The sequence below is a fragment of the Bradyrhizobium australiense genome (assembly GCF_013114825.1).
GTDB classification, from domain to species: domain Bacteria; phylum Pseudomonadota; class Alphaproteobacteria; order Rhizobiales; family Xanthobacteraceae; genus Bradyrhizobium; species Bradyrhizobium australiense.
The window spans coordinates 59,635-73,483 of the sequence record NZ_JAAVLX010000011.1 but is presented as its reverse complement, the minus strand read 5'-3'; the positions used below and the strand labels follow the sequence as shown (position 1 = coordinate 73,483).

Here is a 13,849-nt window from a genome sequence, read left to right as displayed (position 1 = left end):
AATCGTTCTACAGGCTATGGCAGATTGTCCCGCATCACGATGTCGATCCGGATCTTCTCTTGTTCACTCAGGATCGGCTCGCCGCGGGCGAGCGCGAGCAGCACGCGCACGGCGGCGCGGGCCTCGTGTCCCGGGTTTTGCGAGATCGCCGCATCCATCACGCCTTGCAACAAGAGCTTGCGCGTCAGCACGGTGACGTCGTGTCCGACGAACACCACCTGCTTCTCGCGACCGGAATCGATCAGGGCCTTGGCAACGCCTGGCGTGCCGGCGCCGACATTGTAGAGGCCGACGACGTCAGGATGTTTGCCGAGCAGACGCGACATGAGCTGTTCCGAGCGCTCGTCCTCGTCGCGCCCTTCGAGCACGGGCAGCACGTTAAGCCCAGGAAACTCCGACGCCATCACCTGATTGAAGCCGAAGATGCGCTCGGCATGGTCGCGCAGGCCTTGCGAGCCGGCGACGATCGCGACCTTGCCGGATCGCGGACCAACGAGGCGGCCGACCAGCGCGCCGGCGGTGCGCCCGGCGGCGATATTGTCGATGCCGACATAATGATGGCGGCGCGACGACGGCACATCAGAGACCAGCGTCACCACCTTGGCGCCGCCATCGACGAGATCGTTGATGGCGGCCCGCACGCTCGGATGATCGAGCGCGACGACCGCGACGCCGTCATACTCGCCGGCAAGGGCCTCTAGCGAGCTCGCGAGAACGAAGGCGTCGAACACGTCGGTCGCGACCATCTCGACCGCGAGGCGGCGGGCCGACAGCCAGCCCGACATCTCGCCGAGATAGGACTGGATCTGCTGCATGAACAGGTTCGGCCCCGACGGCATCACGAAGGCGAAGCGCCTGAAACGGCCACGGGCGAGCTCGGCGCCGGCCACATGCGGCTGAAAGGAGTTGCGGGCGATCGTCTCCTTGACCCGGCGGACCGTGTCCGGCCGCACGCCGGGACGGTTGTGCAGGACGCGATCGACCGTGGCGAGGCTGACGCCAGCCTGGCGGGCGATGTCCCTGAGCGTGAGAGGGCTGTTGGCGTCCGGCTCCTTCATGGGCTGAAGGCTAGCAGAGGTTCTTTGAGGTACGCAACTCATCTTGAGGAAACGACGCCCGTAGACCTGACAACGCATTGGGGGCGCGCGCCTTAGCGGCTCGTCAGATCAAGGCTCAGAACAAGCTGCTGGGATTCCTTCATAAACGCCCTCGAACGGGCGAAGGGGGACAAATCGGTGTGCCTGATAGAGTGCGTACGCGGCTGGAATGAGTGCCACGAGCCGGCTCCAGGCTAAGCCGCGACACGCCGCGGTTCGCGCGCAGTCGTGTCGAAGGGGCAGGCCATCATCTCGAGCGAATGTTTCTCGACGGCACGGTCGAGAAATTCGTCCGTTGCCCGATCGCGTAGCCGCGTCAGGGCTGAAGGAACGTCGTCAGGGATACAGCCAAACCGACTGCCTTTATCTTAGCAGCGGGCTGTCAGTCACATTATCGAGAGCTGTTCGCGCCTCACAGAAAAACACCGTTTGAAAAACCGCTTTAGTTCGGTTTCCTCAAACGGTTTCTCTGGCTAAGGTCTTGATATGTTTGGTGAGCGCACCAAGGCTCGAACCTGGGACCCGCTGATTAAGAGGCGTGTGATTTCGCAGGAAAATCAAGGGCTATTCCGACAAACGTGTCGTTAAACCTACATTGAACCGGCAGTTTAATTTCCTCCTGTCGGAATGCCGCACCAGCGAGTTCGGCGCAGTCCAGACAACTCAAAGGCGTTGGGGTTCGAGTGTTGGTCGCTGCCGATATACTCCCCTTCCCCCATTTCACGCTGCAAGGCCGATCCTAAGAACGAACGATCGCAGAGCTGGAGGGGAGCGTGGCGGAGATAGTCAACTTTCGTGAGCTCGATTCCGCAGAGGCCGTCGTGCGATTTGACGGGTATCGAAGGTGATCGCGAGGCACGTCGCAGAGCGTCGCTCTACGATAACTCCAGGCGACCATTCGTTCCCTCCCACCGAGTAGCCCCATCTCCGTCACGACGCAGACCTCGCATTATAAGTGGCCTCCGCACACCCATGTAACAGGGACGATGGTGTGGTCGGCGCTTTCACAATTCAACCGGCATCCAGACCCCTCCGGCTGTGCTCGAGCGCAGGACGGCGTCCACCATCGCAACACCGGCAAAGCCATCTTCAATCGTTGGAAAGGTCAGCCCCGGGTCGGCAAGGGAAGCGGTACGACTGGCCACAATAGCTGTGGCCACTTCGGTATAAATCGTCGCGAACGCTTCCAGGTATCCCTCAGGATGGCCGGCTGGAATACGATTGACGCGCTGACCGGCGGCGTTCATGGACGTTGTGCCGCGGCGGATCGATCGTGGTGCGTCACCGAGCGGCGACCAGGTGAGAAGGTTCGGCTCTTCCTGCCGCCAATCCAAGCCGCCCTTCTCGCCGAAGATCCGTAATCGCAGCCCGTTATCGTTTCCGGGTGCAACCTGGCTAGCCCATAATGCGCCCCGCGCGCCGTTCCCGTAACGCAGCAGGACTTGCACGTTGTCATCGACACGGCGGCCCGGCACGAAGATCGTCGCCTCGGCCAGAATCTGCTCAGGCATCATCCCGGTGACAAAATGCGCCAGCTGATATGCATGGGTACCGATGTCGCTGACGCAGCCGCCAGCACCCGAGCGCGCTGGGTCGGTGCGCCAGTCGGCCTGCTTCTGGCCCGCAGCCTCAAGCGGATCGGCCAGCCAATCCTGCGGGTATTCGACCTGCACGATCCGGATCGCGCCGAGTTCGCCGCCCTGAATCATCAAGCGTGCATGGCGGACAAGCGGATAACCGGAATAATTATAGGTGACGGCAAATATCAGTCCGCTCGCGCGTGCCTTGTCGCGCAAGCGGCGCGCCTCCTCAAGGGTAGTTGTCAACGGTTTGTCGCAGATGATGTGAACACCCGCATCCAGGAAGGTGTCGGCGACAGGTGCGTGCATATGGTTTGGGGTAACGATCGCGACCGCCTCGATACCGTCTGTTCGCGCAGCCTCGGCCTGCGCCATGGTCCCATAGTCAGGATAGGATCGATCGGCCCCAAGGCCGATAGCCGCCGCCGATCGGATCGCTTTATCGGGCGAGGCCGAAAGCGCGCCAGCGACGAGTTCGTAACGGTTGTCCAAGCGCGCGGCGATACGGTGGACGGCGCCGATGAAGGCGCCTTCCCCACCGCCTACCATTCCAAGTCGAATGCGTGGCTCAGCCATGTCGCACGCTCCTGTCAATTTATTCCGGCGCTCAAATGAGGCCCAATGTTCGTCGGATCTGCCTCTCGTCGCTGGTGCCGCCGGCGAAGTCGTCGAAGGCTCGCTCGGTAACGCGGATGATGTGGTCGCGGATAAAGGCGGCGCCTTCGCGCGCGCCGTCCTCCGCGTTCTTCAAACAGCACTCCCACTCCAGCACCGCCCACCGGTCGAAACCAATGGCGGCCAGCCGCGAGAAGATCGCCTTGAAGTCAACCTGCCCGTCACCAAGCGAGCGAAAGCGCCCGGCGCGATTGATCCAAGGCTGGAAGCCCGAATAGACGCCCTGCCGCCCGGTCGGATTGAACTCCGCGTCCTTGACATGGAAGGCGCGGATGCGCTCGGCGTAAATGTCGACGAAGGCCAGATAGTCCAGTTGCTGCAGGACGAAATGGGACGGATCGTAGTTGATCGCGCAACGGGGGTGATTGCCGGTGCGCTCGTAGAACATCTCGAAGGTAATGCCGTCGCATACGTCCTCGCCTGGATGGATTTCGTAGCAGAGGTCGACGCCCACTTCCTCATATGCATCGAGGATCGGACGCCAGCGACGCGCGAGTTCGTCGAACGCTGTCTCGATCAGGCCCGGCGGCCGCTGCGGCCAGGGATAAAGAAACGGCCAGGCCAGCGCGCCGGTGAAGCTCACGCTGCCGGTGAGGCCGAGGCGGCGAGACGCCTGCGCGGCCTTCACCATTTGATTTATGGCCCAGATCTGACGTTCGTTCGGCCTGCCCCTGACTGCTGGCGGTGCAAAAGCGTCGAAGGCTTCGTTGTAGGCTGGGTGGACCGCGACGAGCTGTCCCTGCAGGTGGGTGGACAATTCGGTGATCACGAGACCGTGGCTCGCGGCCACGCCGGCAATTTCATCGCAATAGGTCTGAGAGGCCGCAGCCTTGTCGAGATCGATCAGTCGTGGATCGGAGGTCGGGACCTGAACGCCCTTGTAACCGAGTCCTGCGGCCCAGCCGCAGATGGCATCGAAGCTGTCAAACGGCTGTGCATCGCCGATGAACTGCGCCAGAAAAATTGCGGGCCCCTTCATGGTGGTCGGTCGGACAGTCGCTGACATTACGTTTTCTCCGGTTCAGACCATTGGTATTGGCAAGATCGCAATAGTCGAGACGCCCTCAGGGCCAGGCAAACTATCGCAAAATCTCGACACAGTTTCTTGTTTGTTTCATGTATCCTCCCGCCGTTCTCTACTGTTATCAGGCATGCCCCCAGCAGCCGCTGAACCTCGTCCTTTGACACCAGGTGCAACGATACGGAAGATCTGAACGTCGGCCGCGAGATTTTCTAAATGCAAGCCCAACTAGCTGGACGGCCGCCTTATTTGCCCCTTCGAATCTGCAAGACCGGCAAGATAGTGCGCGGCTTCGCTGATGTCGGCGACAATCTCACGCTCTGCACCATCAGCGTCACCCGCCATGATCGCCTTCAGCGACGCGGTGTGATGGTCCCACCCTTTTAACAGAACGACATATTCGGGGATCACGAAGGACAACACCGGGCCGCACCGCAGCCACATGTTCTCGATGGTCTCGACCATCAGCGGGATGCCCGACATCGCGTAAATCCCGAAATGGAATTTCCGGTGATGCTCGAGATAGCTTTCCAGCTTTCGCGCCTGGATCAGCGACTGCATCGTCGCAAGCCGTTCTTCAAGACGGCGCAGCGTGGCGTCGTCGTGCCGTTGCAGTGCGGCTTCCCGCGCCGCGCGTCCTTCGAGTGCGCAGCGCACCACCGTCAGATCTGCGAGCTCCTTGCGTGACAGGTTCGGCACGATCGCCGAATTGCGCGGCCCCTGCTGCAGCACACCTTGCGCAACCAGCCGGGTGACGGCGTCGCGTACCGGCGTAATCGACGTCCCAAAACTTTCGGCCAGCGCGCGCAAGGTCAGGACCGTGCCGGGCTCGAACTTCCCGGCCAGCAGCGCATCGCGCAGCTGCGCGTGCGCGAGATCCCACAGTGGCTCACGTTCGATTCGCTTCAATGCCGTCGTCATCGGACGCTCGCTATCCCAGCGCGCGACATGGCGCAAATTCCCTCGCAAGGCGGTCTATTGACCGCCCGACGTTGTTTGTTATAACAAACAACACAATGGAAGGAAACAACAATGCTCAAGCCGAGCTCGATTATTCTGGCGTGCGCTATTGCCAGTTTTCAGTTCACAGCCGCCGAGGCTCAATCCGCCTATCCTGCGCGGGACGTCACCTTCATCGTGCCCTGGAATGCCGGCGGCTCGAACGATGTCGCGGTGCGGGCGCTCGATCCGATCCTGCGCGAACACGGTATTAAGCTCGTGATCGAGAACGTGGCCGGCGCCACCGGCACGATCGGCATGCGCCGCGTGGCAACAGCAACCCCCGACGGCTACACGATCGGCATGGGCACCAGTTCGACGCTGGCGCTGATCGCGCAGGGCAAGACGCCGCTCACCAATGCGCAGTTCACCCACATCGCCCGCGTCTCGACCGATCCGTTGATGTTGCTGGTGCCGACCAAGGCCGAGCAGAAATCGCTCGACGATTTCGTCAAGCTGATGAAGGACAATCCCGACAAGGTGACGATCGGCACGCCCGGCAACTACAACCTCAACCACATCTTTGCGTCGATGACGGCGCGCGCTGCCGGCGTCAACTATGTCAACGTGCCCTACACCGGTGGCTCGAAGGTGGTCGCCGACCTGCTCGGCGGGCACGTCACTTCCGGCGTGCTCAAGCCGTCGGAAACGATCGGGCAGATTCAGGAAGGCCTGCTCAAGCCGATTGGCATCTTCGCCAATGAGCGACTGGAGATGTTTCCGGATGTACCGACCTTCAAGGACAGGGGATACGACGTCTTCCCATTCGGTCCCGTCGTGCAGATGGCCTATGTAGTCGCGCCGGCCGGCCTTCCCGCCGATGTCAAGACCAAGCTCATCACCGCCTTCCGCGCGGCCATCCAGGATCCGCGCTTCAAGGAATTTTCCAAGAAGAACGCGTTCCTCGTCGACGATCTCACCGGCGATGCCCTGACCAAGGAAGTCGACAGCGTCGCCAACGCGCTCGGCACCGTGGCAGCGCAGGTCTTCCCGAAGGACCAGAAAGAATAACCGGCGCCTCGCCGCCCTGCCCTCCTCACAACAAGACAAAGGCCTAAGCGCTTGTCCATCAAGAAAATCACCTGTCACGTCGTTGCAGCTCCGGTCGCGCGGCCCTTCACCTCCTCGCGCGGCTGGCTTTACAAGACCCGCGGCACCTGCCTGGTCGAGATCGAGACCGATGACGGCATCGTCGGCTGGGGCGAATGCTACGGCCCCTCTGCCGTCGCCAAGGCCTTCATCGACACCCAGTTGGCGCCGCGCGTGATCGGCCGCGATCCGTTCGACGTCGAGGTGATCTGGGAGGATCTCTATAATCGGATCAAGGATTACGGCCCGAAGGGCATGTCGATCGCCGCGATCAGCGGCATCGACCTCGCGCTGTGGGACATCGTCGGCAAGGCCTGCAACAAGCCGGTTCACAAATTGATCGGCGGTGCGTTCCGCACCGAAGTCGATGCCTATGCCACCGGGCTTTACTTCACCGACATGGACCGGCTGGTCGACGAGGCGGTCGAGGAAGCCTCGGCCTACGTCAGAAAAGGGTTCAGGGCGATCAAGATGAAGATCGGCCTCGGTTCGATCAAGCGCGATTTCGATCGCGTCAAGGCGGTGCGTGAGGCCATCGGCCCCGACGTCAAGCTGATGGTCGACGCCAATCATTGCCTTACCGTTCCCGCCGCGATCCGGCTTGGCCGCAAGCTGGAAGAACTCGATATCGAATGGTTCGAGGAGCCGATCTCGCCGGAGGACATCGATGGCTATGTCGAGGTGTCGCGCGCGCTCGACATGTCGGTGGCGGGTGGCGAGAACGAGTTCACCCGCTGGGGTTTTCGCGACGCCATTGTGCGCAAGGCGATGGATATCGTACAGCCTGACGTCTGCGCGGCGGGCGGTATTACCGAATGCAAGAAAATCGCGGCGCTGGCCTCGATACATGGCGTGGAATGCGTGCCACATGCATGGGGTTCCGTGGTCGGTCTCGCCGCCACCATCCACTTCCTGGCGTCTATACCAAACCAGCCGCAGAGCCTGTTCCCAATGCCGCCGATGCTGGAATTCGAGCAGGAGGAAAATCCGTTCCGCGATCACTTGGCCGTCGAGCCGATCCGCCAGGTCAAGGGCACGATTGCTGTCCCGCACCGCGCCGGTCTCGGCATCGAGATCGATCGCGGCGTGCTCGATCGCTACCGCGTCGCCTGAACAGGTTGCTACAAGCATGAAATTCGTCAGCTTCAGCAAGCAGGGTTTTGTCCGCGCGGGCGTGCTGCTCGGGAATGGCGCCGGCCACAACGACCAGGTCGTCGATCTCGCGCATCCGTCGATGCGCGAGGCGCTGCGAGGCGTTGCGCCGCAAATGCTTGCTTTGATCGAGGCCGGCCTTCCCGACGTCGTCGAACGAATCCGCGCGCACCGCCTTGCAGAGGAAGCAAAACTTTCCATCGCTTCCGTCACACTGACCGCGCCGCTGCCCGCGCCGCGACGGATCTTCGGCATTGCACATAACTACCGCGATGCGCTGGCCGAGCGCGGCATGCCACCGCCGGAGAAGCCGGTGCTGTTCATGAAAGCGCTGCGAACGATTACCGGGGCCGGACAGGCGATCGTTCTGCCGGCGGGAATCGGCGGCGTCACCTATGAAGCCGAACTTGCTGCCGTGATCGGTACCCGCGCCGAGAAGGTCGGCAAGGACCGGGCGCTCGATCACGTCGTTGCCTATGGCTGCTTCAACGACATCAGCGCCAGCGAAATCATCAAGACGGACGGCCATTTCGATCGCGGCAAGAATTTTGCGACGTTTGGGCCGTTTGGCCCGTATCTCGCGTCTCGCGATGAAGTCAGGGACCCTCACGCGCTGGCGGTATCGCTGAAGGTCGACGGCCGTGTGCTGCAGTCCGGGTCGACGCGCGACATGCTGTTCGACGTCGCCGATCTCGTCTCCTATTTGTCCGTCCTGCAGCCGCTCGAGCCCGGCGACATCATCGCAACAGGCACACCGGCCGGCGTCGCCGCCCTGCACAAACCGCCGGCGTGGCTCACGCCAGGCTCGACCGTCGAAGTCGAGGTCGAAGGCCTTGGCCGACTGCGAAATCCCGTCATCGAAGGATCCGCGCCAGATGCCTGAAAAACCAACCGTCCTCTTGACCAATGCGATGCATCCCGACGGCGAGGCGATTCTCGCGCCGCATGTCAGTCTGATCGTCCCGCCCGACGCACGTCCGGAAACCTTGCGTAATTTCGCTGGGGATGCCGATGGCATCATCGTGCGCGCCAAGCTGCCCGACGATATCGTCGATCATGCGCCGCGCCTCAAGGGCATCGTCCGCCACGGCGTCGGCCTCGACTTCATCCCGGTCGCCGCCGCCACCGCGCACGGCATAGCGGTGGCCAACCTGCCGGGAAGCAATACCAACGCGGTGGCCGAATATGTGATGTCGGCCTTGATGTATCTGCGCCGGCCGCTCTACCGCCTGGACAAAAGCTTGCGCAGCGATGGCTGGAATACCGCGCGCCCGGCGGCTGACAGCTTTACCGAACTCAGCACGACAACGCTCGGTATCCTCGGGGTCGGCACTATCGGCCGTCACCTCGCAGGTATCGCACGTGGCGGCTTTGGGATGAAAGTGCTCGGCACCTCGCGCCGCAAGGGATCGCTGCCCGCCGGTATCGAAGAAGTCTCGCTCGCAGACCTGTTCGCCCGCAGCGATGCCATCGCGGTGTGCTGCGCGCTGACCGACGAGACAAGAGGCATGGTCAGCCGCGACCTGATCGGCCGGATGAAGCCGTCTGCCCTGCTGGTGAACGTCTCGCGCGGCGCCGTGATCGAGACGCCTGCGCTGATCGACGCGCTGAAGTCGCAGAAGATCGGCGGTGCGGCGCTCGACGTGTTCGACGTGCAACCCTTGCCGTCGAACGACGTCCTGTTCGATTGTCCGAACCTGTTGCTGACGCCGCATACCGCGGGCATCACCGCCACCAGCGGCCGAGCGATGGCCGTCGGCTCAGCCGAGGAAATGCTTCGTATCCTGCGCGGCGAACAACCGCTCAATCTCGTCAATCCCGCCTACAAGGCGGCATGAGGTCCCCAACATGCGCATTACATCGATCAAAGCCGTCCCGATCTCCTACCGCGTGCCGGAGGGACAGAACGTCAGGCTCGGTATCGGCCGCGCCGTCAAGCGCGACGCGGTATTGGTCAAAGTCACCACCGATCAAGGCCTCACCGGATGGGGCGAAGCCCATCACGGCCGCTGCCCGGGCGCGATCGCCAAGCTGATCGATACCACGATCTCCGAGCTCGTCGTCGGCATGGATGCGATGAACGTCGTCGGCGTCTGGCAACGCGTCTACCAGATGCAGCTCGCGAGCCATGGCATGGGGTATGCCGCCGCGATGGCCTTGAGCGGCCTCGATCTCGCGCTGTGGGATATCAGGGCCAAGGCGGCCGGCTGGCCGCTGTACAAACTGCTCGGCGGCGCTTCAAAGCCGATCAAGGCCTATGCGGGCGGCATTTCGCTCGGCTATCAGCCGCCGCAATCGCTCGCGCAGGAAGCCCTCGGCTATGTCGCGCAGGGGTATCGGGCGATCAAGCTTCGCGTCGGCGACAATCCCCGCGACGACGTTGCCCGCGCCACCGCCGTCCGCGAAGCGGTCGGAGACGAAATCGAGATCCTGGTGGACGCCAACACCGGATACACCGTCGACGACGTGCGCCGCGTGATGCCAGCCTATGAAGAGCTGCAGATCGGATGGCTCGAAGAACCGTTTCCGGCACAAGACTACCGCTCGTACCAAACGGCCGCATCGCTCGGCACCACGCCGCTGGCGGCCGGCGAAAACCACTACACCCGCTTCGAATTCACGCGCCTGATCGAAGACCGCGCCGTGAGCTTCGTGCAGCCGGATCTGTCCAAGACCGGCGGCGTCACCGAGGCGGTCCGGATCGCCGGCATGGCCTATGCGTGGAAGCTGTCGTTCAATCCGCATACCTCGGCAACCGGCATCAACATGGCTGCGAGCATCAACGTGCTCGCGGCCGTCGATCTCCCGGGATATTTCGAGGGCGATGTCGCCAAGCACAACCCGTTCCGCGATGAGGTTGGTGGCAGCCCCTACGCGTTAGATACGGACGGATGCGTCAAGCCGTCGGAAACGCCAGGGCTTGGCGTCGAGATCAATGAAGCCTTCATCAATGCCCATCCGCTGATCGAGGGACCGTGCTATGTCTGAAACGCAGCGGGCTGAAGTTGCATCGAGCGCACGCCGACTTGTTCACTTCGCCTGCTGCGCTCTCCTTATTCTCCTTGGCGCCACCGCAGCATCGGCGCAGACCGCCCCGGCAATACCGGCCGATCCGGACAACTACCCGAGCCGGACCATCCGCTACGTCGTTCCCTACCCGCCCGGCGGATTCAACGACACGCTGGGGCGGATCGTAGCGCAAAAGCTCAACGAGGCCTGGGGCGTTCCCGTCGTGGTCGAGAACCGGCCGGGCGGCGGCACGCTGATCGGTACCGAAGCTGTCGCCAAGGCACCGCCCGACGGCTACACCCTGCTCGGCGTCGCGTTTCCGTTCGGCGCCAATCCCAGCATCTACAAGAATCTGCCCTACGATACGGTGAAGGATTTTACGCCGCTGATCTTCGCGGGCCAGACGCAGAACCTTCTTGTGATAAAGCCCTCGATGCCGATCAATTCCGTGAAGGAGCTGATCGACTACGCCAAAAAGAATCCCGCCAAGGTCAGCTACGGCTCGACCGGTATCGGTTCGTCCAACCATCTCTCGATGGAATTGTTCAAGAGCATGGCAGGGATCGACCTCGTGCATGTGCCTTATAAAGGCAGTGCGCCAATGGTGAACGACATGCTCGGCGGGCACATCGATATCGCCTTCGACAACACGCCGAACGTGTTGCCCCAAGTTAAAGCCGACAAGTTGCGGGCGCTTGGCGTCAGCAGCAAGACGCGCTCGGCGCTCGCCGCAAACGTGCCGACGGTCTCGGAGGCCGGCGTTTCCGGATACGAGGTCACCGTCTGGTTCGGCATCGTTGGACCCGCGGGCATGCGGCCGGAGATCGTGCAAAAGCTGAATGCCCAGATGAACGCGATCTTCAAAATGGACGATGTGAAGCGCCGTTTCGTGGACCAGGGCGTCGAACCCGTCGGCGGAACGCCATCACAATTCGCAGATCATATTCGCGCCGAGATCCAGAAATGGGCCAAGGTTGTAAAGGATGCCAATATTCAGCCGGAGTGAGTTTTTCATTGCGGCTGTGCATCGAAGGCGCAAGATCCTCGCCGACATCCTTGATCTGCGCGCACTTCAGATCGAAGGACATAGCTGAAGTACGCCCACAAATATTGAACTTGAGAGGACGGGTGGAAATAGCAGAGCCCCTTCGTCCCGAACGCAGTGAGCATCTTCTAACTTATTGATCTTTCTTGACGTGGAAGCCGCACTGGTCGCGTTCTGTTCACGTTCATTTCACCCAATTCGTTGCGATTTCGTTGCGGCATTTCTAGACGAGAACGTGGGTGCTGAAGACCTGAAATCTTTGGATGCCCGGGTGGGACTAGCTTCCGGTCGCCAGCCAAGCAGCGCTTTTCCAAATGGCTGACTTCCAAATGAACAACCGAAGCCGACTGCAATATCTTTGAGTTCGGCAGTAACATTCGGCTTGAGCGAATCTCAGAATGGCGGAATCAAAATCAGTTGAACTAGCATCACGGAACTAGCCGCAACAGCCGTTGGCCGCACTATTGATTGATTTGCTGTCGCTTCGAACGCCCCGATGCAATGGAGAAGCAGTGCGGCGGAGAGAGTGTCAGTCAATCCCCATTGAAAGATAAGCATTTTCGACCTTCCCGGACCAAAAACCACCATTTGAGCTACGTGGAAAACAGGTTTCGCCTAGCCTAGGCGTTGCTTCAACGAAATGATTCTCGTCAATGCGTGCCGAAACAGAGACTAGGCCGCGCTCGATGAAATACACGTATTCCATCGGCAATCGCCAGTGATGCAGAACCTGTCGGGCTGCCATCTGCACCTCTTCCGATTTGCCCGCAGCACGACAAGTTCATCGCGGGGTATCAGCTGCAGGAGCCTGTTGCGTGTCGGCGACTCTGGAACAGCGTCTTGATTGTTTTGCTCAATCATCATTCCGGTCTCAAATGCCACCCCTTTCATTGCCGAGGGTCCTCGCAGCTAGCTGCCCATGGCTTGCTTCCCAGAAGGAAAAATACGAAAGCTGCGGCTGGTTCCAGAGACAACCACAACATGCGCGGTTTCCTCCTTTGGACGCCTTTCACCAGAGCTTGCCGCACCATCGTGCCGCCGGCATCAGAAACCCTTCACAAAACGGAAGCAGGCCCGCTTGAGCGGCATGCCCAGCCGAATGCAGACGTCAGTCGGTGCAGCAGCGCATGTCCGCTTAGGGCTGAGGCGGTGCCGAAATCCCAGTGTCACGCGTTTTGGGCAGCGCCCTTGCTGGCCCCTATTCTCAAAAACGAAGGTCAGCCCTTCATGCGAGTACTCGCTTGCTTGGAATTCCGCCAGGGCGCGTCCGCCTCAATGAGTGGCCATCGCCATGCTCTCATCTCCAACAGTCCTTTGCTAACGTAATTGACCATCACTATTTAATGGCGCCGCCCGTGATACCGGAGATAAAGCGATCAAGGAAAAGGTTATAGGCAACGGCCACCGGGACGGCGGCGATCAACGCACCGGCCATGATCTCGCCCCAGAAGAACACGTCGCCGCGGATCAGGTCGGTTGACACCCCAAGCGTGACCGGTTTCTGCGAGGACGAAGACACGAAGGTCAGCGCGTAGACGAACTCCTGCAATGTCAGCGTGAACGTGAAGATCACCACCGTCAGGATCGCCGGCAGCGACAGCGGGATAGCCATTTTGATGAAGGCGCCAAAGAGACTGCAGCCATCGACGATCGCCGCCTCCTCGATCTCCGGCGGCAGCGCCTTGAAAAAGCCCATCAGCAGCCAGGAGCAGAACGGAATGGTAAATGTGGGATACACCAGCACCAGCGACCACATCGAATTCTGCAGCCCGAGCTCGGCGATAATCCGTGATAGTGGCAAGAACAGCAGGGTCGGCGGCACCAGGTAGGTCAAGAAAATTGCTATCCCCAGCGCTTCGCCCTTGCGGCTGGTCATGCGTGCCAGGCTGTAACCAGCCGGCACGGCAGTGACCAGCGTGATCATGGTGACGCACACTCCGATCATTAGCGAGTTCAACAGCCAGCGCGCGAACAGTGTCTCTTTGAACAGATAGGTCAAGTGTTCTAACGTCGGCGGTTCGTTGAACCAGAACGGGACGTTAGTGACATCATAGAGATCGCTGTTCGGCTTGAACGCCGTAATCACCATCCAATAGAACGGGAATGCGGCCAGGATGACGAAAAATGTGATACCGAAGAAGAACGCAACCTCGCGGAGCGAGCGGGAAAAAGCGCGTGGCAT

12 protein-coding genes are annotated in these 13,849 nt (G+C 61.2%); 6 read left to right on the top strand and 6 right to left on the bottom strand.

The features are described 5' to 3' along the window. Positions 1 to 14 precede the first annotated feature (14 nt). From HCN58_RS29285 to HCN58_RS29270, 4 genes are all read right to left on the bottom strand, one after another. Positions 15 to 1,058 carry a LacI family DNA-binding transcriptional regulator gene (locus tag HCN58_RS29285; protein ID WP_171582838.1) on the bottom strand — a complete coding sequence of 348 codons (1,044 nt, stop codon included), beginning with the start codon at positions 1,056 to 1,058 and terminating at the stop codon, positions 15 to 17. 1,043 nt (positions 1,059 to 2,101) lie between these two features. Further along, positions 2,102 to 3,253, bottom strand: coding sequence for a Gfo/Idh/MocA family protein (locus tag HCN58_RS29280; protein ID WP_171582837.1), 1,152 nt, complete (start codon positions 3,251 to 3,253; stop codon positions 2,102 to 2,104). Positions 3,254 to 3,284: 31 nt separating this feature from the next. Further along, positions 3,285 to 4,358: a sugar phosphate isomerase/epimerase family protein gene (locus tag HCN58_RS29275; RefSeq protein ID WP_171582836.1), complete on the bottom strand. Its 1,074-nt coding sequence runs from the start codon at positions 4,356 to 4,358 to the stop codon at positions 3,285 to 3,287. A gap of 243 nt (positions 4,359 to 4,601) precedes the next feature. Beyond that, positions 4,602 to 5,294, bottom strand: coding sequence for a GntR family transcriptional regulator (locus HCN58_RS29270; RefSeq protein WP_235983988.1), 693 nt, complete (start codon positions 5,292 to 5,294; stop codon positions 4,602 to 4,604). Between the two features lie 111 nt (positions 5,295 to 5,405). On the opposite strand from HCN58_RS29270, the gene HCN58_RS29265 reads away from it, so the two are divergent. From HCN58_RS29265 to HCN58_RS29240, 6 genes are read left to right on the top strand one after another with little or no spacing between them, the layout of a single operon-like run. Further along, positions 5,406 to 6,383, top strand: coding sequence for a Bug family tripartite tricarboxylate transporter substrate binding protein (locus HCN58_RS29265; RefSeq protein WP_171582835.1), 978 nt, complete (start codon positions 5,406 to 5,408; stop codon positions 6,381 to 6,383). 51 nt (positions 6,384 to 6,434) lie between these two features. Continuing rightward, complete coding sequence (locus HCN58_RS29260) at positions 6,435 to 7,574, top strand: mandelate racemase/muconate lactonizing enzyme family protein (protein WP_171582834.1); 1,140 nt, start codon at positions 6,435 to 6,437, stop codon at positions 7,572 to 7,574. 16 nt (positions 7,575 to 7,590) lie between these two features. Further along, positions 7,591 to 8,496, top strand: coding sequence for a fumarylacetoacetate hydrolase family protein (locus tag HCN58_RS29255; protein WP_171582833.1), 906 nt, complete (start codon positions 7,591 to 7,593; stop codon positions 8,494 to 8,496). Then, positions 8,489 to 9,451 (top strand): hydroxyacid dehydrogenase, encoded by a 963-nt coding sequence (locus HCN58_RS29250; RefSeq protein WP_171582832.1) that lies wholly within the window; start codon positions 8,489 to 8,491, stop codon positions 9,449 to 9,451. The genes HCN58_RS29255 and HCN58_RS29250 overlap by 8 nt, the downstream gene beginning before the upstream one ends. Before the next feature lie 10 nt (positions 9,452 to 9,461). Next, on the top strand, positions 9,462 to 10,601 hold the full coding sequence (locus HCN58_RS29245) for a mandelate racemase/muconate lactonizing enzyme family protein (RefSeq protein ID WP_171582831.1): 1,140 nt from the start codon (positions 9,462 to 9,464) through the stop codon (positions 10,599 to 10,601). After that, positions 10,594 to 11,628 carry a Bug family tripartite tricarboxylate transporter substrate binding protein gene (locus tag HCN58_RS29240; RefSeq protein WP_171582830.1) on the top strand — a complete coding sequence of 345 codons (1,035 nt, stop codon included), beginning with the start codon at positions 10,594 to 10,596 and terminating at the stop codon, positions 11,626 to 11,628. The genes HCN58_RS29245 and HCN58_RS29240 overlap by 8 nt, the downstream gene beginning before the upstream one ends. A 568-nt stretch (positions 11,629 to 12,196) precedes the next feature. On the opposite strand, the gene HCN58_RS29235 is transcribed toward HCN58_RS29240, so the two are convergent. Together HCN58_RS29235 and HCN58_RS29230 are read right to left on the bottom strand one after the other, a co-directional pair. Next, complete coding sequence (locus HCN58_RS29235; RefSeq protein WP_171582829.1) at positions 12,197 to 12,412, bottom strand: hypothetical protein; 216 nt, start codon at positions 12,410 to 12,412, stop codon at positions 12,197 to 12,199. Between the two features lie 591 nt (positions 12,413 to 13,003). Then, positions 13,004 to 13,849, bottom strand: a complete 846-nt coding sequence (locus HCN58_RS29230; protein ID WP_171582828.1) for a carbohydrate ABC transporter permease — start codon at positions 13,847 to 13,849, stop codon at positions 13,004 to 13,006.